Consider the following 23,111-nt stretch of genomic DNA (forward strand, 5'->3'; position numbering starts at 1 on the left):
TTAGTTGTCAAAAACCACGGTTTTGTTGCCATGAATCAAAACACGGTCTTCCAAGTGATAACGCAAGCCACGAGACAGCACGGTTTTTTCCACATCTCGCCCTAAACGGCGCATGTCTTCAATGCTGTGCGAATGACTGACGCGAATCACATCCTGTTCAATAATCGGCCCGGCATCTAATTCTTCCGTTACATAATGACACGTGGCGCCAATCAATTTCACCCCTCGCTCATAGGCTTGATGATAAGGTTTCGCCCCCACAAATGACGGTAAAAAGCTGTGGTGAATATTAATCACCCGACCGGCGTAATCCAGACACATTTGTGGCGGAAGGATTTGCATATAGCGCGCAAGCACAATCACATCAACATCGTATTGCGCCACCAGCTGTTGTGACTTTGCAAACGCCTCCGGCTTCGTATCAGGCGTGACAGGTACATGATGAAAAGGAATGTCATACCATTCCACCATTCGACGCAAATCATCATGGTTGGCAATTACACAAGCCACTTCCCCCGGCAAGTCATCTTCATGCCAACGGTAGAGTAAGTCCGCCAAACAATGCGACTCTTTTGAGGCGAACAAGGCGATTTTTTTCGGCTGATCGGAGTCGGTAATTTGCCAATCCATATCGAAGTCTGCTGCAATCTCTGCAAATTTCGTTTTAAACCCATCCAGATCATTATTTAAAGAAGAAGCCAAAATTTCATGGCGCATAAAGAACCATTGGTTCAACGCATCGGTATGATGGTTGGCTTCAATAATCGACCCCCCTTCAGAAGCGATGAACCCTGCTACCTTGGCAACAATCCCAACTTGATCCGGACAAGAAATGATTAAACGAAAAACACGACTCATAATAAATTCTCAAATCAGCGCTAAGCTATTAAATAAAAAAAGATAGTTTAGCAAATTCCGTCCGTTTCGGCATCAAAACGCAACAATGCTCCCAAAAACACCCAGGCCTGGGTGTTTTTCTTTAAGTCTGTTATACTTTATCTTTATTAATTTTATTTATTATGACAGCTCAATCCCTTATGAAAATTGTCTCTTTTAATGTTAACAGCGTACGTATGCGCTTACATCAACTACAAGCGCTGACCGATACTTATGCCCCGGATATCATCGGCTTGCAAGAAACCAAGGTGCAAGACCATGAATTCCCTTTGTCGGATATCGAAGCCATGGGTTACCATGCGATTTATATGGGGCAAAAAACCCATTATGGTGTCGCCATTCTGTATAAAAAATCCCTTATTCTTAAAGACAGCCAATATGGTTGGTCACACGATGGCGAAGACGCTCAAAAGCGTATGATCATGGCCGACTTTGAAGACCAAGAGAGTAATGAAGTCCGTGTCGTGAATGGCTATTTCCCCCAAGGTGAGAACCGAAGCCATCCGATTAAATTCCCGGCAAAAGAAGCGTTCTATCAAGACCTGATGACTTACTTGGAAGAAGACTGTTCACCTGAACAAAACCTGGTGGTCATCGGCGACTTCAATATCTCACCAGAAGATAAAGACATCGGTATTGGCGAACCCAACCGCAAACGCTGGTTAAGAGACGGAAAAACCAGTTTCTTACCGGAAGAACGAGAATGGTGGGCGACCTTGATCGGTTGGGGACTGAAAGACACTTATCGTAAAGTTCATCCTGAAGAAGACCGTATTTTCAGCTGGTTTGATTACCGCTCCAAAGGGTTCGATGCCGAGCCGAAACGTGGGCTCAGAATCGATACCGTATTGGCCACCAAATGTTTGGCTGAAAAAGCCGTAGACAGTGGTGTTGCGTATGATATTCGTGGGATGGTAAAGCCTTCCGACCATGCACCGGTCTGGACTGAATTTAAATTTTAACCCCGTCGCTGAAAAAGCTTAGGAATCAACATGCTTCAAACTGCGTTGCAACCCATGTCGGTTGAGAAAACGGAAAAATTAACAGAAAACACCCTGTTGTTGTTATTGCGACCGTCCAAAGAATTCGTTTATCACGGTGGACAATACGTCATGCTCGGGCTGGTGCCAACCGATCTCAAGCCTTTTTCCATTGCCTCTGCCAGTCGTACAGATGACTTGATTGAACTTCACATTCGAAACCAAGACAATTCGCAATGGATGCAAGATCTGTTTGCGCTGAACGTCGGAGAAACCGTTTACATAGATGGGCCGAATAATCAATATGAGCTGGACCCTATCGACATGCTCAAATCACGACGCATCATTTTGGTGGCGGGAGGAACCGGATTTGCGCCAATGAAAGCGCTGTTAGATGAACTGCTCAAACAGGATGAATCTCTATCAATTGAGTTTTACTGGGGCACGAGAAGCGAAGAAGATCTTTATTTGGACCAAGCCATGCGACAATTGGCAGATTTCCATCCAAACATTCGTTATATCACCAGTGTGTCTGGAGATTTTGCGGAACACCCAGATCAACGCGGTATTCACCACAAAGTTTTGCAAGACCACCCTGATTTAAGTGAATCCCGGGTCTATTTATGCGGCCCTTGGCCGATGGTCGAATCGGCTAAAGCCAGCTTCATTGAGGCAGGGTTGTCGCCGAATGCGTTCAATTAAAAGCATTCGACTAATGAATTATTTCAATTGAGCAACCAGTGCTTGTAAAGCTTTTGCTCGGTGACTGATTTTATTTTTGACCGCCTTGGAAAGCTCCGCCACCGAGCACCCTTCCTCTTCCATCCAAATCAGAGGATCATATCCAAAGCCGCCTGTGCCTCTTGGCGACTCTAACACACGCCCACACCATTGCCCTAAGCCAATCAAAGGGGTTGGGTCATCTTTATGCCGAACATACACCATGGCACAGTAATAACACGCTTGTCGATTTTCAACCGGTACGCCGTTCAACTCATCTAATAGTTTTTGATTGTTAAGTGCATCCGAAGCTGGCTGACCTTGATACCCTTCAGAATACCGCGCGGAATAAATGCCCGGGCGACCTTGTAGAAAATCGACCTCTAACCCGGAATCGTCTGCAATGGCTGGCAAACCGGTTTTAGCACTGGCAAACCGCGCTTTAAGAATGGCGTTTTCAATAAAACTGAATCCATCTTCAACCGCTTCTTCGCTGAAATAGTCCGATTGAGCCTGCACACTGAATGCCAAAGGCGCCAAAATTTCTTGCATCTCAGCAAGCTTTCCGACGTTTCCCGTGGCAAGAATAACGGTTTTCATGAAATGACTCCTGTATTTTGTCCATCACACTCACTCAGTGCAAAAAAAACGATAACCCTTTAGAATAAAGGCATTATACCCAAAGCTCAGCTTTTGCTTCACAAAAAGCCTACACATTCAGCAAGGAACCATCATGAAAAGTATGACCGCTTTTGCCTTATCCAAACACGCTTTTGACTGGGGTTCCCTTACTTGGGAATTGCGCGCTGTCAATCAACGTTTTCTAGAAGTACACTTACGACTTCCTGACAGCATTAAACCGTTAGAAATGACCATCCGGGAACAACTCAAAAAAAACATTTCTCGAGGCAAGGTTGAAGCGACACTGCGCCTTTCGGTGACACAATCCGAAACCGAGTTCAGTGTGAATGAACCTCTACTAAAAGACCTGACTCAAGCCATTCAAACAGTACAGATGGCGTTACCCGAAGCGACTCAAGTAAACCCTGTTGACTTACTGAAATGGCCAGGCCTGCTGCAAAACCTAAATGCGGAAAACAATGACGCCTTCAATGACGATATTTTAAGGACACTTCAAGCCTGTTTGGACGAGTTTAACCAAACCCGTTCACGAGAAGGAACATCGCTTCAAAAAATCATTATCGAGAAAACACAAGCCATGAGAGAACTCGTAAACCGAGCACAAGGGTTACTGCCAGAAATACAAGCTCACTTCGCCGAACAGCTAAAACAACGTATTATGGAATTGGCCGACTCGTTAGATGAAGCTAGATACCATCAAGAAGTGGCCATCCAAGCGCAAAAAATGGATGTTGCAGAAGAATTGGATCGCCTCAACACGCATTTAGATGAAGTTGAACGGCTGGTAAAAACCACAGGGGTGATGGGGCGTCGTTTAGACTTTTTAATGCAAGAATTAAACCGGGAAGCGAATACACTGGGTTCTAAATCCATCGACAGTCGTACTGCTCAAATCAGCGTGGAACTCAAAGTCCTGATTGAGCAAATTCGCGAACAAATTCAAAATATTGAATAAACAAACCGCTTAAATAGCGTGCAATAGGCTTATTGGTTTGAAAGCAAATATCGCACACAGCCCCTGTTAAAAGTTTTTCAGCTTATAAAGATTCTTTCTTGACCTCAATCAAGATTTTTATTTGAAATTTGACTATAAGCGCAGTATAGTTCGAAATGTTGTAAGGAATCACAACTTATCTGAGGAAAAAAAATGAACAATTTTATGAAAATGCTTGGTGTGCTCGTGGTTACGGTTGTTATCCCACTGGCAGTCCTATTAGGAATCTGGGCAGGTTACCTACCAGACTCTCTACAAGTTGGTATCGGCATGTTTGGTGTTATTGCGGCAATCACTGTGATTGTTGTAGGTCACATTTATATGATCTACAGTGACATCAAAACAAAGCGTTATTCAAAATAAACTTTCGTTGAATAAAACGTGCCTAAAAACCCGGTTCATACCGGGTTTTTGCTTTCATTCAACCTATCTCTTTAGTATTTAAAGATTTTCTCGTATAATCCCCCTCTAAATTTAGCCAAAAAATCTTTTTGAATTATCAAAAGACATGCGATAATTTAACAGGCTGCTTAAACCTATCCTAGGTAGTTGATATTATAAAGATTCCTTAATCCCTAAACGGTAAAAAACGCACTCATGACCACAGACTCAAATTCGCAGACGCCTGAAGAACACGATACGCCACCAAAGAAAAAACGCAGCCGATTTAAACACTTTTTCTGGTTTTCCACGTTTTTCGGGTTTATTGTTGCTCCGGCCGCGATTGCGATCACCTATGCCATTACCATCTATCCAACCCTGCCGGATGCTTCTGCATTAAAAGAGGTGACCTATCAAGTTCCTTTAAAAATTGTCACCAAAGATCACCAGTTGATTACTGAAATTGGAACTAAAAAACGTATCCCGCTAGATTATTCAGAAATCCCCGAACGCATGACTCAGGCGATTATTTCCTCTGAGGATGAAAGCTTTTTTGAACACGGCGGTGTCGACTATAAAGGATTAGCCCGCGCCGTTTATGAATTGGTAACCACCGGTAGTAAAAAGTCAGGGGGGTCTACCATCACTATGCAGGTGGCGCGTAACTTCTTTTTGACTAAGAAAAAAACTTATTTACGTAAAGTGAATGAAATTGTCCTGTCTTATAAAATTGAACACCAAATCAGCAAACAGGAAATTCTGGCACTGTACCTCAACAAAATCTTTTTAGGGTATCGTTCTTACGGGGTTGCCGCTGCCGCCCAAACTTACTATGGTAAATCCATCAACGAGCTTTCTTTGGATGAGTTTGCCATGATTGCAGGATTACCTAAAGCACCATCCCGCTACAACCCGATCTACAACCCTGAGCGCGCAAAACTGCGTCGTAATTATGTGTTACGTCGTATGTACGAAAACCATTACATCACTCAGGAAGAGATGAACCAAGCGCAAAATGTTCCGGTTCACGCTAAGTTAACCGGAGCTCAAATTGATATTGAAGCCGGCTATGTCGCAGAAATGGCGCGAAGTTTCGCGGTTGATAAATTTGGAGAGGATGCCTTAAAGAACGGATTAACAATTGTCACCACCATTGACAGTCACCTTCAATCGGTCGCCAACCTGGCGGTCAGAAATGGACTGCAGGACTATGAAAGACGTCATGGATACAGAGGCCCGATCAAACACCTTGCCCCAACCCTGCTTTCCGACAACGAACAACTGTTGGAAACCTTGGACGATATTCCAAAATTTGGCTTCCTTGAAGTGGGCGTGGTTACGGATGTAACCGAAGCCAATGCCAGCGTGTTGATGGCAAACAATGAACAAATTACTTTGAATTTCGATGACATGCGCTGGGCGGCTCCCTATATTGATGAAAACAAAACCGGTCCCGACCCTGAAAGTGCTTTGGATGTGTTGTCTGCCGGAGATGTCATTTATTTGCAAAATAAAGACGACCACTGGCAATTGGCTCAAGACCCACAAACTGAGTCAGGCTTGGTTTCGGTTGATCCTAAGGATGGCAAAATCATTGCCCTCGTGGGAGGATTTGATTACTTTAGAAGTAAGTTCAACCGTGTCCTCCAAGCACAGCGTCAGGTAGGGTCTAATATCAAACCTTTCTTGTATTCCAGTGCTCTGGAGACAGGACTGACAGCGGCCAGCATCATCAACGATGCGCCGGTAGTGTTTCATGATAGCGCATTAGAAGATACGTGGCGTCCAGAAAATTATTCTGGTCGTTTCTATGGCCCAACCCGTTTACGTAAAGCCTTAGCGCATTCTCGAAATCTGGTATCGATTCGGTTATTACGCCAAATCGGCATTCGTTATGCGGTTAATTACATGGAGCGCTTCGGGTTTCCTAAGGACCAACTCAATGCACACCGGGATTTATCTCTGGCACTAGGATCGGTACCCCTGACCCCCATTCAAGTGGTTCGAGGGTATGCCACATTTGCCAATACCGGTTATCGTATTGACCCTTACATTATTGACTCTGTTTTAGATTTTAATGGTGATACGTTGTATAAAGCACATCCGTTAAAAGCGTGCATGACTCAATGCTATGAAGGCGACCCTCAAAATGCGCCGCGCGTCATTACTCCGCAAAATGCTTACATCATGACGTCCATGATGCAAGACGTCATCAACTATGGCTCTGGGCGTAAAGCCAAAGTGCTAGGACGACAAGACATTGCCGGAAAAACGGGCACGACCAATGAACAAAAAGACGCTTGGTTTTCTGGGTTCAACCCAGAAATTGCCACCACCGTTTGGGTCGGATTTGATACTCCCAAAACATTAGGACGCTCAGAAGTCGGTGGGCGTGCCGCACTGCCGATTTGGATTGACTATATGCGTGAAGCATTAAAGCCTTACCCTAATGCCCCCTTCCCGTTACCAGAAGGACTGGTGAATGTTCCCATTGATCGCTCAACAGGCATGGCGGTTCCCGCTGACACGCCGGGTGCTTTCTTTGAGGTGTTCAGAGAAGCCTATGCGCCTAAAATTCCTGACCTTTCCGAAAAACGTATGGAAGAGATCACGCAAGAACTGTTTGAATAACCCTAGGGAGGCGAATCCCCTATTAAAGGAGAGACTATGAATTGGAACGCACTCGCAGACTCAATTTCTAAACTCACCGGAACGCCTTTTCAAATTGAAAGCGCCGCTCCCGTTGGCGGAGGCGATATTCATAAAGCCTATCGCCTGCATAGCGCTGAGGGAAACTTTTTTCTCAAGAGCAACCAATCTTCTCAGGCCGCTTTATTTGAAACAGAAGCAAACAGCTTAAAAGCCCTTTCCAGCACACTCAGCATTACCGTGCCTAAAGTCATTGCAACGGGAGTGGAAAATGACCAGGCCTGGCTTCTTTTGGAATATTTAGAGCTGACCCCACAGGGCGACGATTTTCAACGCGGCAAGGATTTGGCACTACTGCATCATCAAATCAACGAAACGAAGCAATTCGGCTGGTTTGAAGACAACTTCATCGGAAAGACCCGCCAACCAAACAGCTGGACATCGAACTGGGTTCAGTTTTACGGTCAAAATCGTTTATTGCCACAATTAAAGCTAGCGCTTTCCAATGGGGCATCGCCTGTATTAATGGATAAGGGCATTCAGCTCATCGACAAACTCCCTGAGTTTTTCCAAACATATCAACCAGAGCCTTCCCCTTTGCACGGCGATCTTTGGGGAGGTAACAGCAGCTTTACCCACGCCGGTGAGGCTGTCTTTTACGATCCTGCCAGCTACTATGGAGATCGAGAAACAGATTTAGCGATGACAGAATTATTTGGTGGCTTTCGTCCTGATTTTTATCAAGGCTACGACTCTGTTTTCCCGATTGATAGTGGCTATGCCCAGCGCAAAAATCTCTACAACTTGTACCACGTACTCAATCATTTTAATTTGTTTGGTGGGCACTATGCCAACCAGTCTGAACGAATGATTCAAACGCTTTTGGATTCAGTTTGATAGAATAGCGCCAAAATTTTTATGAACCGTCTGATTTAATTTTAAAACAAGAACTTAGCGAGAACTGACTATGAAATTTATTCTGTTAGGTGCCCCGGGTGCCGGCAAAGGAACGCAAGCACAATTCTTAACCAAAGAATTCGACATTCCTCAAATCTCTACTGGGGATATGTTGCGCGCAGCAATCAAAGCACAAACCCCCATGGGAAAAATGGCCAAAGAATTTATGGATGCCGGTAAATTGGTTACGGATGAAATCATTATCGGCCTTGTTAAAGACCGTATTGCAGAACCTGACTGTGCCAATGGATTCTTATTAGATGGCTTCCCAAGAACGGTACCACAGGCAGATGCGCTGAAAGCGGCAGGCGTTGAGATTGATGCCGTCATTGAAATTGATGTCCCTGATTCTGAAATCGTTAACCGTATGGCAGGTCGTCGCGTCCACCCAGCATCTGGTCGTACTTATCACATCACTTATAACCCACCAAAAGTGGAAAATAAAGACAATGAAACTGGGGATGATCTGATTCAACGAGAAGATGATAAAGCCGAAGTGGTCTTGGATCGTTTAAAAGTCTACCATGAACAAACGGCCCCATTAATCGGCTATTACAAAACAGAAGCTGAGAAAAACGACCAATTGAAGTATATTCAAGTCGACGGAACGCAACCGATCGATACGGTTGAGAAATCGATTCTTTCCGCTTTAAAATAAAAAGCCTTTTTGCCATAGCGTGTTCACTCAGTGTTTAAACACGCTATGACGCCCCTGCCTATTTTCCCCGTTATTGTTGCTAAAATCGCAATAGTTTTTTGCTATTTCCTTGCTTTTTAAGAACACTTAAATTTTTTACACTAGTGATAATTTAATTGATATTCAAAAGGAAAGCGACATGGCAACGGTATTACGAATTGACAGCAGCGCGTTATCAAACGGGTCTCATTCGAAAGCATTGGCCGATTTTTTTCAAACCCAATGGTTAGAAAAACACCCGACCGATACGTTTCAAACACTTGATTTAAGCCAGACACCGCCACCGCATTTATCCGAAGCGACGATTGGCGCGATGTTTACCCCTGCTGAAAAGCGCTCTGATGAACAAACGCAACAACTGGCATTATCCACTGATTATATCGAACAGTTGAAAAACGCCGATGTCATTCTAATCAGCACCCCTATGTATAATTTTGGCATTCCATCAACTTTGAAAGCTTATTTAGACCACAGTTTACGCGTCGGTGAAACATTTGTTTACACGGACAAAGGCCCAAAAGGATTATTAGAAGGAAAAAAAGCGATTGTTGTAGCGGCATCAGGTGGAGATTACACAGAAGCGCCATTAGATGCGATGAACTTCGTGACACCTTATTTGAAGACCGCTTTGGGCTTTATCGGAATTAAAGACGTCACACTTGTCGAAGCGCCTGGAATGGCTGGCGATGAAGCTTCTATCAAGTCATCGATTGATAAGGCAAAGCAGGTTTTAGGTGATTGTATCTAAGTCAAGATTAACAGGGTGGCAAGCCCTAGGAAAGACATAAACCCAACCACATCGGTGACTGTCGTCAAAATCACTGCGCCAGATAAAGCAGGATCAATCTTCATTCGGCGCAACAATAAAGGAATGGCGATACCAGACACATTGGCTACGGTCATATTAATGACAATGGCCAGTGTAATCACCAGGCTCATCATCCAGTTATCAAACCAAAGTTGAGCCACACCACCAACAACGAGCGCCCAAACCAAGCCGTTTAACGCTCCGACCCATAACTCCTTATTAAATAACCACCATCGGTTATTCCCCCCAACTTGACCCATTGCCAAACCGCGGATAATTACGGTCAGGGTCTGACTTCCGGCAATGCCGCCCATACTCGCCACGACTGGCATCAGAACGGCCAACGCCACCACTTGAGATAACACCGCTTCAAATTGTCCGATCACATAGGCCGCTAAAAAAGCCGTCGCCAGGTTAATGCCTAACCAAATTCCTCGACTTTTGGCACTGGACAGAATCGGGGCAAAGAGTTCTTCATCATCACTGACACCGGACATGCTCAGCAAGGTGTTATCAGCATCTTCACGCGTAATCTCCATAATATGATCGATATTCAACTGTCCAACTAGAATGCCTTCTTGATTCACAACCGGAGCGAAACGCAGTTCTTTAGACCGTAGAATCACTGCGGCATCATGAACGTTCATTTCATCCAACAATGACACAGATTGATGCATGAATTCAGAGACTTCTGCTTCTTGGTTTTGTTTAACCAAATCAACCAGCCCTAAAGACCCCACCAAACGATTGTCTTTGTCCGTGACCATAAATTCCTGAGTCGTTTCGTCCAACAATCCCTTAATTCGAATATAGCGCTGCACCGTTTCCAAGGTAACATCTTGCTTGATATTTACCGTACTCGGATCCATATAACGACCGACCATATTATCGTCATAAGCGTGCAAGGCCTGAACTTGTTCGCGCGTGCTGTCATCCAAGTTGTCAATCACCGCCTCTTTGACTGACTCATGCACGGTATCCAGGATTTCGGCAATGTCTTGCGCGCCCAAGTCTTTTGTCAATTCAGAAACATCAGACAGAGCCATTTCAGACATTAATGCGCTTCGGACATCATCACCAACCTCAGCCAGCACTTCGCCTTTCAAGTCTTCGGGAACACATACCCAAATCTTTTCCCGGTCGCTTGCGGGAAAAGATTCTAATAACAAAGCAATTTCGGTATCGGGCAGATCAACAAAAAAATCACAAACGGCTGTTTGATCTTCCTGAGTTAATAAGGCTTGGAGCTGGACAAGTTTTTCTTCTGAGGAGAATGGCGTTTCTTCATTCACAGTCATAACGATCTCTTTTTCGGGTAAGTGAGCTCACCTCTGGCATTTTTATCATATTGAACCGACTATCAGGTTCTGAACTGCATCTTGATCATGAGGGAGATGTGCTTTATAACGGCCATTTTTCTAGGCCGCCCTCTTTATACCCTAATTACATCATAAACTAAAGGCATACCGCTCGGTTACACCACAAATAATTTGTGTTTTTTTACCTCCTTGACAAGAAATATCTTATAGTTAGAGTAGTAGGTAAGCGTCATTTAACTTGATTGAATTCCCTCAAGCATTTCAACAAGATGAACACCTCACTGAAACACAGAATTTAAAGAGAAATCCGTATGAAAATCGCTATCTTATCCCGTAATGCCAAACTTTACTCAACCCGTCGTTTAATTGAGGCGGCTGAAGAACGTGGTCATGAAGTTAGAGTCATTGACGCTTTACGCTGCTACATGAACATTTCGTCTAACCATCCACAGGTTCACTATAAAGGTGAAGTTCTGGACGGGTTTGATGCGATTATTCCAAGAATCGGCGCCTCCATTACATTCTACGGGACAGCGGTTTTAAGACAGTTTGAAATGATGGGCGTTTACCCATTGAATGAATCCGTAGCCATTTCTCGTTCTCGCGATAAGCTTCGAAGCTTGCAGCTATTATCTCGACGTGGTGTCGGCCTTCCGGTAACAGGGTTTGCCCATTCCCCTGATGATGTTAACGACTTACTGGAAACCGTTGGAGGCGCGCCTGTTGTGATTAAGTTACTTGAAGGCACACAAGGCGTGGGCGTGGTGTTAGCGGATACGCATTCAGCTGCCGAATCGGTTATCCAAGCTTTTAACGGGTTAAAAGCCAACATTCTGGTACAAGAATTCATTAAAGAGGCCCGAGGCGCGGACTTACGTTGTTTCGTCATTGGTGGCAAGGTTGTGGCTTCCATGAAGCGCCAAGCAAAAGATGGAGAGTTCCGTTCAAACCTACATCAAGGCGGATCAGCTTCGTTGGTTAGAATCACACCAGAAGAGCGTGCAACGGCGGTTAGGGCAGCCAAAATCATGGGACTGAATGTGTGTGGTGTCGATTTACTCCGCTCTAACCATGGTCCCGTGGTAATGGAAGTGAACTCTTCCCCCGGTATTGAGGGCATTGAAACGGCCACACAAAAAGATATTGCGAGTCAAATTATCGCGTTTATTGAAAAAAACGCTAAACCGCATAACACCAAAACCCGTGGTAAAGGCTAACCAATCGGAGTTTATTAGGAACGCACCTGATGAAAAAAATTGCAAACCGTCCAATTAAAATCGGGCCAGAAACCATTCACCCCGGTGAACGCAAGACCGTCGATTTACAAGTTGGCAAACTCTATACCCACGGCGAACTCAATATGCCGGTACAAGTCATTAATGGCAAACAAAAAGGGCCTACATTGTTTGTCAGCGCTGCGATTCACGGTGATGAATTGAATGGCGTCGAAATCATCCGACGTCTAATGAAAGTCAAATCCCTCAACCGTTTAAAAGGCACGTTAATCGCGGTGCCGATTGTGAATTTATATGGATTCATTAACCAGAGCCGCTACTTGCCTGATCGGCGCGACCTCAACCGCAGTTTTCCCGGCTCCTCAAAAGGCTCCTTGGCAGGTCGCATGGCGAATTTATTTTTAAAAGAAATTGTGGCGCAATGCTCACATGGCATTGATTTGCATACCGGCGCCATCAATCGTACCAACTTACCCCAAATTCGTGCCGACCTGGAAGACCCTCAAACCTTGGAAATGGCGACGGCGTTCGGTGCACCTTTAATGATGAATGCCGCACTTCGACCCGGCTCTTTAAGGGTTTCAGCCGTAAAGAAAGGCATTCCAATTCTGTTGTATGAAGCGGGTGAAGCTCTCAGATTTGATGAATTTGGTATTCGTGCTGGCGTGAACGGTATTTTGAACGTAATGAAATCTTTAGACATGATTGCAAAAGGGCGTTCTAAAAAAACACCGATAAAGCCTGTGATTGCTCGATCAAGTTACTGGATTCGTGCACCACACAGTGGTATTTTCCGCTCTTTGGTCAACGATGGTGATCGCGTTCAAAAAGATAAAACCTTATTAGGCGTGGTCTCCGACCCCTTTGGTGAGGAGGAGTTTGAAATTTTCGCCAATGCCAGTGGCATTGTCATTGGTCAAATGGTCATGCCATTAGTGAATGAAGGTGAGGCGTTATATCATATCGCCCAATTTGCCCGTACTGACTTAGCTGAGGAACGTGTTGGTTCGTTTGCCGAAGACATTCATGGAGATGACACGCTCCCCTACGATAATGACGATATTCCATCCATTTAAGACGTTTTACGACTCACGGAACCGCATTTCGGTTCTGTTAAAAATTTCTGATTGGGGTTGATCAAAAACTTGCCTTCCATCGCAGAACGCCCAATTAACATTGGATAAGAAAAATGACCTCGGTCTACAAGATTGACCGGTACAGTTGTCAATTGCCCCGCCAAACAAATTGGCAGCTCAACGACTTCCCTTGCTTGCGTCCCTTTTGTCTTCGTTTTGATGTGCACAATCCGGAGAACCGGCTTTTGGATCGCAATACCATCTTGTGTTCTGAATTGTACCCAGGCCTGGTTGTTTTTAGTAAACCGATGAATCGAAACCGCATGTAAAGAAGAGCTGTCCGCACCGGAATCCACTTTGGCTTTAAGCGTCAAATTGTATTCAGGAATCGCCACTTTCTCGACCCAACCGGTGACGATAGGAGAAGTATCCGCCATTGCATTGACAGCAAAAACGCTTAAAAAAAGCACAAAACTTAACACTTTCAAACGGGATACATGTTTTATTGCATTCTTTTTTTCAAAGCTTTGATTACCCATGGCATTTCCTTTCGAAAATAATAAAATGAATATCGTATTCACTTCTTTTTATTTTAATACAAACCGTCTCTATACAATCTTAAAAAATCCTTTATTTTTTCAATTAGTTAAAGTTGTTTTTGTGTCTGGAAGGTTTTTGCCTTATAATCCCGGCTCTTTATCGTATTTTGAATTATCGCCGAGGGGTGGCCATACGGCCTGAGATCCTAAATTGGGAACCCTTATAACCTGATCCAGTTAATACTGGCGTAGGAACAGGCTGCAACTCGACTTTGTTTTCTCCAAAGAACCGATTCCTGCCCTGTCCTTTTTGGTTAACTAAAAAGGAATGAATTATGACTCCTAAAACACCCTTTAAGCCTTTTGCTTATTCCATAGCCCCAACCTTATTATTGAGCTTATTGCATAGCCCACTTGCCTTATCAGATGATACCGTTGTATTGGCTCCGGTTAAAGTCGAGGCCGACCTAAGACAATCTCAAGCGGAAGATATGCCGGTAAGCATCACGGTGATGGATTCTACTGAACTACAAGATGCGGGCGCAACCCACACAGATGACGTTCTATTAAGCGCCCCGAACGTTAACGTTTCAAATCAGAATGCACGCGTCAAACACATTCAAGTACGCGGCATGGGCGAGCGAGACGAATATACCGGCGCACCAAATGCCAGTGTTGGGCTTGCTATTGATGACATCGATTTCAGTGGGCTGGGCGGCATTGGCAATTTATTTGACGTACAACAAGTTGAAATCTTACGCGGCCCTCAAAATACGCGTTATGGGCAAAGTGCCATTGGCGGACTGATTAACATTCAAAGCAACGATCCGACCCCTTATCGCGAAAGCCTCGTTGAAACCAGCATTGGGCAGTATGGCCATAAAGAACTTGGCGTCATGACAAGTGGTCCAGTGAGCGATAAGAAAGAGGCCACACAATACCGTATCGCGGTTTTTAAACACCAAAGTGATGGGTTTTATCAAAATGAGACCCTGAACCGCAAAGACACTAACGGTAAAGACGAGTTGACGTTGCGTGGTAAGTTGCGCATGTTCGCTACCGCGAACACCACGGTCGATTTAACATTACTACACGCCGATTTTAATGATGGCTATGACGCTTGGTCTCGCGACAATACCTTTACCACACGTTCTAACCAACCCGGAAACGACAACCAATTGTCGAATGCCGCTTCAATGAAAGTGACCTATGAAGGCAATACGGCTTACAACGTGATTTCCACAACCAGCCTCTCAAACACAGACGCACTTTATAATTACGATGGTGACTGGCTGGCCAAAGCGGAACAGTTTTATGAAAACCAAAAGCACCGTCGTCATATGTCACAAGACTTACGCTTCCAATCGAAAGAATCAGCGCGTATTTTTAATAACTCAACCGATTGGTTAATAGGGGCTTATGCTTCCAATATGGATGAAAGTAACTACTCTGATAACTATTACGCCGGTTCAACAGAGTTGATTGACAGTGACTTTAACCACCAAAAACTGGCCGTTTACTCACAGCTGGACCAACATGTGAGCTCAAAGCAAACAATGACTTATGGGCTACGTGTCGAACATAATCGACAAACCTTCAAACAAACGAAAAAAACCTATTCCGACCAAACCCTAACCGATGATTTTTCACCGGATGAAACGCTTTGGGGAGGGTCAATTCATTACAAATATCGTTACAACCCGAACCATATGGCTTTTGCCGGAGTTACACGAGGCTATAAAGCGGGCGGGTTCAATGCAGGTAGTGGTGCCAGTACCAACGTCACTTATGATGCTGAAACCTTATTAAATTATGAAGTTGGGTTAAAATCGAATTATCTGAATAACCGTTTGCAAACCGCCACCACGGTTTTTTATATGGACCGAAACAATCCACAATTTGACGGTTATTCGTACGACAGTGCCGGAGAGTGGATTTTCTATAAAGAAAATCTGGATGCGGCTCAAAACTATGGTCTGGAAACCTCGTTTGACTGGCAAGCGACTTATGCCTGGCAGCTGTTCGGTTCGTTAGGCTTACTCTTTACCGAAGTGGAAGGGACGCCAGCAAACAGCAACTTTACTATGTCTGGCAGAGATCAAGCGCATGCCCCGAACTATCAGTTCCACCTGGGTACACAATATCGCGCTGCCAACGGTTTTTTTGCCCGTACCGAAGTGCGAGGAATGGACAGTTACTATTTTGACAATGTCAACGATGGAAAAACGGGGGCGTATCAAATCATTAATGCCCGCATTGGATATGAAGCGAAAGACTGGGAAACCTATGTTTGGGGGAACAACTTAACCGATGAGCGTTATGCCACCCGAGGCTTCAAGTTTGACCATTATGACGGCGATGGCGTACAAGAATACATTCGTTTAGGCGATCCGCGTCAATTTGGCGCGACCTTGCGAATTCACTTCTAAACGATTCAAAAAATGGCCAGGCCTGGCCATTTTTAACGGCTATTAATAAAGGACTGCCTATGTTAGCGTCTATTGACATCAGTATGTACCCATTACAGGAACAATACTGTCAGCCCATTTTATACTTTATTGCTTCACTGGAAAGACATGAATCTATTCGTATCGAGAAAAATGCCATGAGCACACAAATCTTCGGTGATTATCGTATTTTAATGGCGGCTCTGACAGAGGATATCGAACAGGTTTTGCAACAAAATCCCAAAACCATTTTTGTTTTAAAGTTACTCGGGACAGATCGTTCAAAAGCGGACATTGAGCACTGTGGAAACGCCTAACCTTTTTGCTGACGTCTTGGCCTCTATCCTAGCGTTATCTGGCTGGGAAGCGCTTGCCACCCTTCTAGGCATTGGCTATATTCTTTTCGCGATTAAGCAATCCATCTGGGCGTGGCCATGTGCTTTTTTCAGTACCTTTATTTACACATTATTGTTTTGGGATGGACAACTTCCACTTCAATCGGTTCTCAACGCCTACTACCTAGTCATGGCGATTTATGGCTTTTGGCTTTGGAAAAAGCCCATTCAGTCGGACAAAGCGATTCACGTCCACACAAAACCCATTGCTTTTCATCTGGGGTTTTTAGTCATCGGTACAATTTTAACTGTGACAATCGGCTTTTACATGCAGCAAGGAGACTATTCTCGTGCGCCTTTTTTAGATGCAGGCGTTATGGTTTTTTCAGTGATGAACACTTACCTGATGGCACGAAAAGTCTTGGAGAATTGGCTTTATTGGCTGGTGATTAACAGCGCGGCGATTGTTTTGTACTGGCAAAGCGGATTTTATTTTACGATTTTGATGTTTATCTTATACTTTGGTCTCGCCATTGCAGGTTATCGTGCATGGCGTCAAGACTGGATTACACGCCAAATAGCGCACGGATAGGGGAACGTATTCAAACAAAAAGCGCTGGATAATCTCGCCAGGCCTGGTAGTTTTTTTCTCCCAGCACATTCATTAAAAACAACATCACACGATACACAGATCGAACCGCGCCAATCTCAGGAATGGCTCGATGACGTTCATATTCCGCACAAAATAGCTGAGCCTGCTCAGGCTTTAGCAAATACTCCAGAAGTACCCAGTCAAGCTCAACCGGACCAAACACCAATGCGTCCAAATCGGTTAATCCGGTTAAAGCGTTCTCTTGTTGCAAAAACTGATCCCACCTCAAATCCGGCATAATCACCCCAAATTCAGAGGGTTGAAAGCGGGCATCGATTTGACCAAGCAACGCTTCTTGTTCAGTGGAATTCAATAGAGGATGAACGCTCAGTAATTGTGTTAATTGCTGCTTTACATGCTGAGGCCACGACGGTTTCGTTTCTGTTTTTGTTTTGCCAAAAATATAACCAAATTGATCGGATTCAACTTGATGTAAACAGGCCAAGTGTTCAGCTAATTGTCGCACCATTTGAGAAGTGACCAGCTCAGACTGTACAGACTGACCAGGTAGAAAATCTGTTTTGATTGCCCAAATGGACTCGTTTGGCACAACCAGCGTCTGCAGTAATGCGGGGATTTCAAGGGGAGAATATTGTGCAATCAAAGGGTAAAGCGAGTCAAAGTGTTGCAACTGCTGTTTTAAATGAACCCCGAAAAATTCGGCCATCCCTTGCCAGAAAGGGGAATCTTCAGCCGATTGCGAGTTGAGAGCTTTAATGACTTCTTTTTGGCTCGCCGTTTCATGCAAAAAAATCGTATGACTGCTATCATCGTACAGGCTGGGAATTTGTTCGAATGAGCGCGTCTCCGCATTCGAAAAATAAGGTTTCAATCTAGGTATAGAATGCAACTTTACACTCCGTCAGCCATGTTATTTGGCTTCCGTTCTCGTTAAGTATCGCTCAACCACGTTTAAGAAATTCTCAACATCTAACGGCTTGGTTAAATAATCGTCAAACCCGGCACGCTTCCCTCGTCGAATATCATGCGACATGGCATTCGCCGTAATCGCAACCACAGGCACTTGACTGACTTCACTGTCTTTCTTAAACACTTCTAACACTTCATACCCACTCATACCTGGCATATTGATATCCAGTAAGATTAAATCCGGTTTATTCGCCTTCGCTAATTCAATTCCAAGTTGAGGTTCATGCGCGGTAATTAAATGGGTATGATCTCGTTTGGCTAAAACATGTGACACCAGCTTTAAGTTGGCCGGGTTATCTTCAATGTATAAAATGGTTTTGCCCAATGCCCCTTCTTGATCTGAATCTATCACCAAGGTCTGATCAAAATCCGCTTCAAATGGGTGGCATGAATCAATGTGCAACTCCACAAAGAAACAACTCCCTTTGGGTTTATTGGCTTGATAACCAATCTCACCCCCCATCAACTCAATCAGCGTTTTTGTAATGGACAACCCGACACCTGTCCCTTCAATGCCGCCGCCTTCTTGCCCCAAACGATTAAACGGCTGAAAAAGCTCCGACTGCTTACCCTCTGGTACGCCCACCCCATTGTCTTTGACCGAAATCCTCAGGGTATTTTCGGATTGCAATGCACACTCCACCCAGACTTGGCCATGGTCATCATTATATTTCACGGCATTCGACAACAAATTCAATAGAATTTGTTTGAGACGAACACGATCCGCACGGACATACAGCTCACTCAAAGCAGGAATATCCAATGAAATGCCTTTATTCTCGGCAACCGGTAACATCAAGTTACGACACTCCTCAAGCACTTCTTTTAAACCGACTGGTTCAATCGATAAATCAACATTACCCGATTCAATTTTTGCTAAATCCAACACATCATTAATTAAATCAAGCAAATGATTTCCGGCTTTTACAATTTCATAGATATTGTCTTTTTGATCAGCGGTTAGGTTCTCATCCATATCCAACAACTGGGCAAACCCCAGCACCGCATTTAACGGCGTTCTTAACTCATGACTCATGCTGGATAAAAATTGCGATTTAGCTTGGCTGGCTTTTTCCGCTTCATTACGCTCTTTTAAAATTTCTTCATGCATTTCTTCTTGCTGAGACAGCATGCGTTTAACGTAAATCAAGGCACCATAGTTTTGGGTAAAAGATGCCAAAAACTCAACCATTTCATCATCATACCCCTCAGGACGATTTGCAAGACCATACATACCGACCAGTTTAGAACCATAAAAGACCGGTACCCCCAAAAAGGCGTTCAAATCTGGGTGACCTTCCGGCAGTCCGCCACTTCTCGCATCCTGCTTAGGATCATTACTAATCACTACACGCTGAGTGGTGATGGCATGTCCAAACAACGTATTAAGGTTTCTGAACTCCAGCCCTTCTGGGGCATTTTCATCATAAAATTTTCGAGTTTCTTTATTCCAGGCAATATTGGTCAACGCATGGGTTTTTAAATAGCTTCGCCCGTCTGCATCTTGTAACACTTCGCCTATAAAACCATAGTCACTTTTGGTCAATTTCAGAATTCGGCCCAATAAATAATCGGCCACCTCTGAAAGATCCTTGTAAACCATAAATAGATTCGTGGCTTTCCAAAGCGTTTCAAGTAGCTCTTTTTGTTTTTTCAATTTATATTCAATATGAATATTATTGGTAATGTCTCGGATGATAATGGTAAAGCCATCCTGGTTAGAGTCTTTAATCGGACCAATGGCCGCTTCAATCGGAAAGATCCCACCTTCCTTATGCAACCCCTTAACACGACCATCTTGCCCCATTAAACTGGTGCGATCGAAGCTATTGGCATTCAGGTTATGGATAATTTCGGTATGGTATTTTCGGTAGGCGCGTGGCATCAGCATCGCGACATTATTACCAATCAATTCCTTTGCGGAGTACCCAAACAATTTTTCCATTGCCGGGTTTACTTCCATGATTCTGCCATCCTTATTGGTCTTTAAAATACCATCTGGCGCGGCATGAAGAATACTTTCCAAGTCTGCCAATGAGTTTTGCAACTCGTTTTTAGCTTCAGTCAACTGGAAGGTTCGAGACTTAACTTCCTGTTCTAACTCAACGGTATAGGACTGTAACCGACGCTTAGAATAACTGACCAGTGAAATCACCAGAATACTGATCACCAACACCAGAATAATGACTAGCCAGACTTGCTGTTTAAAGTTCTTATTTCGTTCTGTTTTTTTGGCAAGATGCTCTTGTTGTAACCTTTCGATGGAATGACCAACAAGCAAGTGAAATGAAGAAAGCAGTCCATCCGCATAATCCTGCGTCGGAATCACTTCCGTATAGAGTACTTCTTTGGCTTCTTGAATGGCATCAAAGTCCAGCAGTAGGCTTTGATAATAAAATTGTTTAGGAAGGCCTTTTTCTAAGATCTGGTTATGTTCAACCAGAATTTTTAACTCTTCTTTTTGATCTGCTAATCGTCGAATTCGAGCACTTTCTTCAACAATTTTATGCCGTATTTGTGAGATTTTATTGAATATTTCACGTTGTTCGGCCTTATCATCGTGCACCACAGCATCTTTCAACAACAATTTGAGCTGCGTTCGCAGGTCGTAAATCTTTGTTAGCGTTTCCAGCTTGTTACGCTCAATGGAAAGCTGGCCCCAGCTTTGTCTTTCCTGCTGGTTACCTTGTTCAAAAACTTGATAAAGACCGTAAACGGCTATAAGCGTTGCTGAAAAAGCAATGACCAAAGGCCATTCATAGAACTTTAAAAGGGTCTTTTTAATCATTTAATCTAGACCTACCATTCCATGCACCCTTTCAGCAACCACTCAAGTTATTTTGCTTCATCAATCATCTTGATGATTTTTTGCTCAACTTCTTTTGCAATCTCTTGCAGTGCTGCATCATCCGATAAAGTCGCTAACATTTTTGCCGGCTCAATCATCCCAATTTTGGTTTGACCCTTTTCGGTATACACAGAAATACGGCAAGGCAAAGCCATATTCAATCGCATATCAATGCCCATGACCTGTGCCGCTTTACCAGGATTGCACACTTCAAACACTTTACAGTTCTCAGCAAACTCAAGCCCTTTGCTTCGTAATGTTTCGCCTAAATTATGCACATACAGCACACCAAATTGATTGCTTTTCACCGCAGCATCCAGATCTTCCGCTGCTTGTTCGAATGTTTTTTTGGTATCAACGACATAATACATAATATTTTCTTCCTTATATTTTAAAGACAACGTCTTATTGAACTGGTTTTTTGAATGAATATCAAAAAATCTTATTCAATTTTTTCGTCGCCAAGTTATTTTTCATTGGATAAACGTGATTTCGGTATATTATTGCCCAATAAAACCGCGATTGCTCGGGTATCTTTATTCTGAAACAGGGCTATTTGAACGATCATTGTCAAAGGGATTGATAAAACCATCCCAACCGGACCAAACATCCACCCCCAGACCATTAATGATAAAAACACTACAAGAGGGGATAAACCAAACTCGAATCCCATCAAATGCGGTTCAATGAAATTTCCTAAAACCACATTGATGATTAAAAAACCGCTCATGACTAAGATCGCATCAAAAACGCCAATCTGGATCAATGCCAGAAAAACCGGCGGGATAGCTGAAATTAACGAACCGATGTTTGGAATATAATTCATCAGCATCGCCAAAACACCCCATAAGTATGGAAAATCAACCTCGAGAAACATCAATAACAGCGTGACTAGCACACCGGTGATAAAACTGATCACTGTTTTAATGAAAATATATCTATTCACTTGTTTAAAAAAGCCGGCAATCGCTTGAATTTTAAAATCTGAATTCGGCCAAGCTGCTTGAAATTTCTGTGTCAGACTGCTTTCTTCCATCAACAAAAAAATCGCAATAAACAGCACCAAAAAAGTGTTCATGATAAAAACACTGACGCCCGTCAAAGTATTCGCCATAAACTGAATGAGTGATTCGGAGCTAAAATGCTCGTTTAACGTGGCTTCAAAAAAAGGAAAGGACCAATACTGAAATAGCGGCGACAGCTCAACCAATAAATCATTCAACCCTTTTTCATATTCTGGAATATTATTATTAAACGTTTGCGCTGAATGGCTCAAGATTAAAAAGAACAGCATCAACAATGTGATCCAGACACCAAGCATCAAAATGATGGCCAACCAGTTCGGTACGGAATAACGCATCATAAGTCGAATGAAAGGGATAGAAATAATGGAGATAAAAATCGCTAGTAAAATCGGAACGACGACACTTTCAGCCAGTTTTAACGCTGTCAAAATAATGATGACAGAGGCCATGCCGACCAGCCAAGATAACCCTTTATTCTCTCTTATCATTCAAGCGCCTTACATTTATAGACAAGAAATCTATTTTAACCGAAACTCTGGAGGAAATTAAAAAACCGACTAAACGACTCTGAAATAACTTCAATGGATTTAGTTGCCTGTGTAAACGGTTTTATCAATTACTTTTCCACCCAGTCATCCCCGGACTTTTGATACTTTTGCTTCACCGCGGCCCAAGCGACTTTATGCGCCACTTCTTCACGGCTTTCATCGCCACGACGGTCTTCTGGGTTTTTATACTCTTCCCAGGCATGGTTAAAGGCCGCTAAATAGATATCTTGAGCATGCTTCGGCAAATGCGATTTTACAGCTTCAGGCAAAGCACTTCTCGACTTGTATGGCATAAGATACTCCTTCGATTGTAATGAAAAGCCAAATCAATTTTAATAATTTATAAAATAATCATTTGACATTCATTTGTCTGCTCTCTACAATACGCAAATTCAAATTTAGGCCACATAGCTCAGTCGGTAGAGCAAAGAT

At 43.6% G+C, this 23,111-nt stretch carries 22 protein-coding genes and 1 riboswitch; of the genes, 13 read left to right on the forward strand and 9 right to left on the reverse strand.

Annotated features, from left to right (window positions below; translation table 11 throughout):
- The gene (purU, locus tag GHNINEIG_RS10810) at positions 1-858 is read right to left on the reverse strand and encodes a formyltetrahydrofolate deformylase (protein ID WP_135796661.1); all 858 of its coding nucleotides are present in this window, start codon (positions 856-858) and stop codon (positions 1-3) included.
- A 179-nt stretch (positions 859-1,037) separates the two neighbouring features.
- Between purU and xthA the strand changes: the two genes are divergently transcribed.
- Positions 1,038-1,859 carry an exodeoxyribonuclease III gene (gene xthA, locus GHNINEIG_RS10815; protein ID WP_135796662.1) on the forward strand — a complete coding sequence of 274 codons (822 nt, stop codon included), beginning with the start codon at positions 1,038-1,040 and terminating at the stop codon, positions 1,857-1,859.
- A gap of 30 nt (positions 1,860-1,889) precedes the next feature.
- Positions 1,890-2,579, forward strand: coding sequence for an FAD-binding oxidoreductase (locus GHNINEIG_RS10820; RefSeq protein ID WP_135796663.1), 690 nt, complete (start codon positions 1,890-1,892; stop codon positions 2,577-2,579).
- Between the two features lie 18 nt (positions 2,580-2,597).
- Here GHNINEIG_RS10820 and rdgB read toward each other — a convergent pair whose 3' ends face one another.
- Entirely contained in the window at positions 2,598-3,197 is a 600-nt protein-coding gene (rdgB, locus tag GHNINEIG_RS10825; protein WP_135796664.1) for an RdgB/HAM1 family non-canonical purine NTP pyrophosphatase, read from the reverse strand.
- Positions 3,198-3,330: 133 nt separating this feature from the next.
- Here rdgB and GHNINEIG_RS10830 point away from each other — a divergent pair, with 133 nt between their 5' ends.
- From GHNINEIG_RS10830 to GHNINEIG_RS10855, 6 genes are all read left to right on the forward strand, one after another.
- Positions 3,331-4,194, forward strand: a complete 864-nt coding sequence (locus GHNINEIG_RS10830; protein ID WP_135796665.1) for a YicC/YloC family endoribonuclease — start codon at positions 3,331-3,333, stop codon at positions 4,192-4,194.
- Between the two features lie 192 nt (positions 4,195-4,386).
- Positions 4,387-4,596 (forward strand): hypothetical protein, encoded by a 210-nt coding sequence (locus tag GHNINEIG_RS10835; protein WP_135796666.1) that lies wholly within the window; start codon positions 4,387-4,389, stop codon positions 4,594-4,596.
- 234 nt (positions 4,597-4,830) lie between these two features.
- Positions 4,831-7,245 carry a penicillin-binding protein 1A gene (locus GHNINEIG_RS10840; RefSeq protein ID WP_135796667.1) on the forward strand — a complete coding sequence of 805 codons (2,415 nt, stop codon included), beginning with the start codon at positions 4,831-4,833 and terminating at the stop codon, positions 7,243-7,245.
- A 36-nt stretch (positions 7,246-7,281) separates the two neighbouring features.
- Positions 7,282-8,160 (forward strand): fructosamine kinase family protein, encoded by an 879-nt coding sequence (locus GHNINEIG_RS10845; RefSeq protein ID WP_135796668.1) that lies wholly within the window; start codon positions 7,282-7,284, stop codon positions 8,158-8,160.
- Positions 8,161-8,230: 70 nt separating this feature from the next.
- The gene (gene adk / locus GHNINEIG_RS10850; RefSeq protein ID WP_135796669.1) at positions 8,231-8,878 is read left to right on the forward strand and encodes an adenylate kinase; all 648 of its coding nucleotides are present in this window, start codon (positions 8,231-8,233) and stop codon (positions 8,876-8,878) included.
- A 178-nt stretch (positions 8,879-9,056) separates the two neighbouring features.
- Positions 9,057-9,665, forward strand: a complete 609-nt coding sequence (locus GHNINEIG_RS10855; protein ID WP_135796670.1) for an FMN-dependent NADH-azoreductase — start codon at positions 9,057-9,059, stop codon at positions 9,663-9,665.
- On the opposite strand, the gene mgtE is transcribed toward GHNINEIG_RS10855, so the two are convergent.
- Positions 9,662-11,023, reverse strand: a complete 1,362-nt coding sequence (gene mgtE, locus GHNINEIG_RS10860) for a magnesium transporter (protein ID WP_135796671.1) — start codon at positions 11,021-11,023, stop codon at positions 9,662-9,664. The genes GHNINEIG_RS10855 and mgtE overlap by 4 nt on opposite strands.
- Positions 11,024-11,355: 332 nt before the next feature.
- On the opposite strand from mgtE, the gene rimK reads away from it, so the two are divergent.
- Both rimK and GHNINEIG_RS10870 read left to right on the forward strand, forming a co-directional pair.
- A complete protein-coding gene (gene rimK, locus GHNINEIG_RS10865; RefSeq protein ID WP_011371478.1) occupies positions 11,356-12,261 on the forward strand; it encodes a 30S ribosomal protein S6--L-glutamate ligase in 906 nt (301 codons plus the stop codon).
- Positions 12,262-12,290: 29 nt separating this feature from the next.
- Positions 12,291-13,355 (forward strand): succinylglutamate desuccinylase/aspartoacylase family protein, encoded by a 1,065-nt coding sequence (locus GHNINEIG_RS10870; protein WP_135796672.1) that lies wholly within the window; start codon positions 12,291-12,293, stop codon positions 13,353-13,355.
- Here the strand turns inward: GHNINEIG_RS10870 and GHNINEIG_RS10875 are convergent.
- A complete protein-coding gene (locus GHNINEIG_RS10875; protein WP_135796673.1) occupies positions 13,352-13,894 on the reverse strand; it encodes an ATP-dependent zinc protease family protein in 543 nt (180 codons plus the stop codon). The two genes, GHNINEIG_RS10870 and GHNINEIG_RS10875, sit on opposite strands and share 4 nt — an antisense overlap.
- A 171-nt stretch (positions 13,895-14,065) precedes the next feature.
- A riboswitch (TPP riboswitch) is annotated at positions 14,066-14,167 on the forward strand.
- A 62-nt stretch (positions 14,168-14,229) separates the two neighbouring features.
- On the opposite strand from GHNINEIG_RS10875, the gene GHNINEIG_RS10880 reads away from it, so the two are divergent.
- The 3 genes from GHNINEIG_RS10880 to pnuC are packed head-to-tail and all read left to right on the forward strand — an operon-like array spanning position 14,230 to position 17,268.
- A complete protein-coding gene (locus GHNINEIG_RS10880) occupies positions 14,230-16,323 on the forward strand; it encodes a TonB-dependent receptor (protein ID WP_135796674.1) in 2,094 nt (697 codons plus the stop codon).
- A gap of 59 nt (positions 16,324-16,382) precedes the next feature.
- Complete coding sequence (locus tag GHNINEIG_RS10885; RefSeq protein WP_135796675.1) at positions 16,383-16,658, forward strand: hypothetical protein; 276 nt, start codon at positions 16,383-16,385, stop codon at positions 16,656-16,658.
- Complete coding sequence (gene pnuC, locus GHNINEIG_RS10890) at positions 16,645-17,268, forward strand: nicotinamide riboside transporter PnuC (protein WP_223260887.1); 624 nt, start codon at positions 16,645-16,647, stop codon at positions 17,266-17,268. The genes GHNINEIG_RS10885 and pnuC overlap by 14 nt, the downstream gene beginning before the upstream one ends.
- Positions 17,269-17,278: 10 nt before the next feature.
- Here the strand turns inward: pnuC and GHNINEIG_RS10895 are convergent, their stop codons facing one another.
- The 5 genes from GHNINEIG_RS10895 to GHNINEIG_RS10915 form a co-directional block, all read right to left on the reverse strand.
- Positions 17,279-18,178: an aminoglycoside phosphotransferase/kinase family protein gene (locus tag GHNINEIG_RS10895; protein ID WP_135796676.1), complete on the reverse strand. Its 900-nt coding sequence runs from the start codon at positions 18,176-18,178 to the stop codon at positions 17,279-17,281.
- A gap of 21 nt (positions 18,179-18,199) precedes the next feature.
- Positions 18,200-21,046, reverse strand: a complete 2,847-nt coding sequence (locus GHNINEIG_RS10900) for an ATP-binding protein (RefSeq protein WP_135796677.1) — start codon at positions 21,044-21,046, stop codon at positions 18,200-18,202.
- 47 nt (positions 21,047-21,093) lie between these two features.
- The gene (locus GHNINEIG_RS10905) at positions 21,094-21,477 is read right to left on the reverse strand and encodes a DUF302 domain-containing protein (protein WP_135796678.1); all 384 of its coding nucleotides are present in this window, start codon (positions 21,475-21,477) and stop codon (positions 21,094-21,096) included.
- A gap of 95 nt (positions 21,478-21,572) precedes the next feature.
- The gene (locus tag GHNINEIG_RS10910) at positions 21,573-22,619 is read right to left on the reverse strand and encodes an AI-2E family transporter (protein WP_135796679.1); all 1,047 of its coding nucleotides are present in this window, start codon (positions 22,617-22,619) and stop codon (positions 21,573-21,575) included.
- Between the two features lie 128 nt (positions 22,620-22,747).
- On the reverse strand, positions 22,748-22,972 hold the full coding sequence (locus tag GHNINEIG_RS10915; protein ID WP_135796680.1) for a ChaB family protein: 225 nt from the start codon (positions 22,970-22,972) through the stop codon (positions 22,748-22,750).
- Positions 22,973-23,111: the final 139 nt, after the last annotated feature.

The sequence above is a fragment of the Hydrogenovibrio crunogenus genome (assembly GCF_004786015.1).
Classification (GTDB): domain Bacteria; phylum Pseudomonadota; class Gammaproteobacteria; order Thiomicrospirales; family Thiomicrospiraceae; genus Hydrogenovibrio; species Hydrogenovibrio crunogenus.

What these genes read in the sequence shown, in the direction of transcription:
- purU (WP_135796661.1), bottom strand. Translation starts at nt 858, where the DNA reads ATGAGTCGTGTTTTTCGTTTAATCATTTCTTGTCCGGATCAAGTTGGG.
- xthA (WP_135796662.1), top strand. Translation starts at nt 1,038, where the DNA reads ATGAAAATTGTCTCTTTTAATGTTAACAGCGTACGTATGCGCTTACAT.
- GHNINEIG_RS10820 (WP_135796663.1), top strand. Translation starts at nt 1,890, where the DNA reads ATGCTTCAAACTGCGTTGCAACCCATGTCGGTTGAGAAAACGGAAAAA.
- rdgB (WP_135796664.1), bottom strand. Translation starts at nt 3,197, where the DNA reads ATGAAAACCGTTATTCTTGCCACGGGAAACGTCGGAAAGCTTGCTGAG.
- GHNINEIG_RS10830 (WP_135796665.1), top strand. Translation starts at nt 3,331, where the DNA reads ATGAAAAGTATGACCGCTTTTGCCTTATCCAAACACGCTTTTGACTGG.
- GHNINEIG_RS10835 (WP_135796666.1), top strand. Translation starts at nt 4,387, where the DNA reads ATGAACAATTTTATGAAAATGCTTGGTGTGCTCGTGGTTACGGTTGTT.
- GHNINEIG_RS10840 (WP_135796667.1), top strand. Translation starts at nt 4,831, where the DNA reads ATGACCACAGACTCAAATTCGCAGACGCCTGAAGAACACGATACGCCA.
- GHNINEIG_RS10845 (WP_135796668.1), top strand. Translation starts at nt 7,282, where the DNA reads ATGAATTGGAACGCACTCGCAGACTCAATTTCTAAACTCACCGGAACG.
- adk (WP_135796669.1), top strand. Translation starts at nt 8,231, where the DNA reads ATGAAATTTATTCTGTTAGGTGCCCCGGGTGCCGGCAAAGGAACGCAA.
- GHNINEIG_RS10855 (WP_135796670.1), top strand. Translation starts at nt 9,057, where the DNA reads ATGGCAACGGTATTACGAATTGACAGCAGCGCGTTATCAAACGGGTCT.
- mgtE (WP_135796671.1), bottom strand. Translation starts at nt 11,023, where the DNA reads ATGACTGTGAATGAAGAAACGCCATTCTCCTCAGAAGAAAAACTTGTC.
- rimK (WP_011371478.1), top strand. Translation starts at nt 11,356, where the DNA reads ATGAAAATCGCTATCTTATCCCGTAATGCCAAACTTTACTCAACCCGT.
- GHNINEIG_RS10870 (WP_135796672.1), top strand. Translation starts at nt 12,291, where the DNA reads ATGAAAAAAATTGCAAACCGTCCAATTAAAATCGGGCCAGAAACCATT.
- GHNINEIG_RS10875 (WP_135796673.1), bottom strand. Translation starts at nt 13,894, where the DNA reads ATGGGTAATCAAAGCTTTGAAAAAAAGAATGCAATAAAACATGTATCC.
- GHNINEIG_RS10880 (WP_135796674.1), top strand. Translation starts at nt 14,230, where the DNA reads ATGACTCCTAAAACACCCTTTAAGCCTTTTGCTTATTCCATAGCCCCA.
- GHNINEIG_RS10885 (WP_135796675.1), top strand. Translation starts at nt 16,383, where the DNA reads ATGTTAGCGTCTATTGACATCAGTATGTACCCATTACAGGAACAATAC.
- GHNINEIG_RS10900 (WP_135796677.1), bottom strand. Translation starts at nt 21,046, where the DNA reads ATGATTAAAAAGACCCTTTTAAAGTTCTATGAATGGCCTTTGGTCATT.
- GHNINEIG_RS10905 (WP_135796678.1), bottom strand. Translation starts at nt 21,477, where the DNA reads ATGTATTATGTCGTTGATACCAAAAAAACATTCGAACAAGCAGCGGAA.
- GHNINEIG_RS10910 (WP_135796679.1), bottom strand. Translation starts at nt 22,619, where the DNA reads ATGATAAGAGAGAATAAAGGGTTATCTTGGCTGGTCGGCATGGCCTCT.
- GHNINEIG_RS10915 (WP_135796680.1), bottom strand. Translation starts at nt 22,972, where the DNA reads ATGCCATACAAGTCGAGAAGTGCTTTGCCTGAAGCTGTAAAATCGCAT.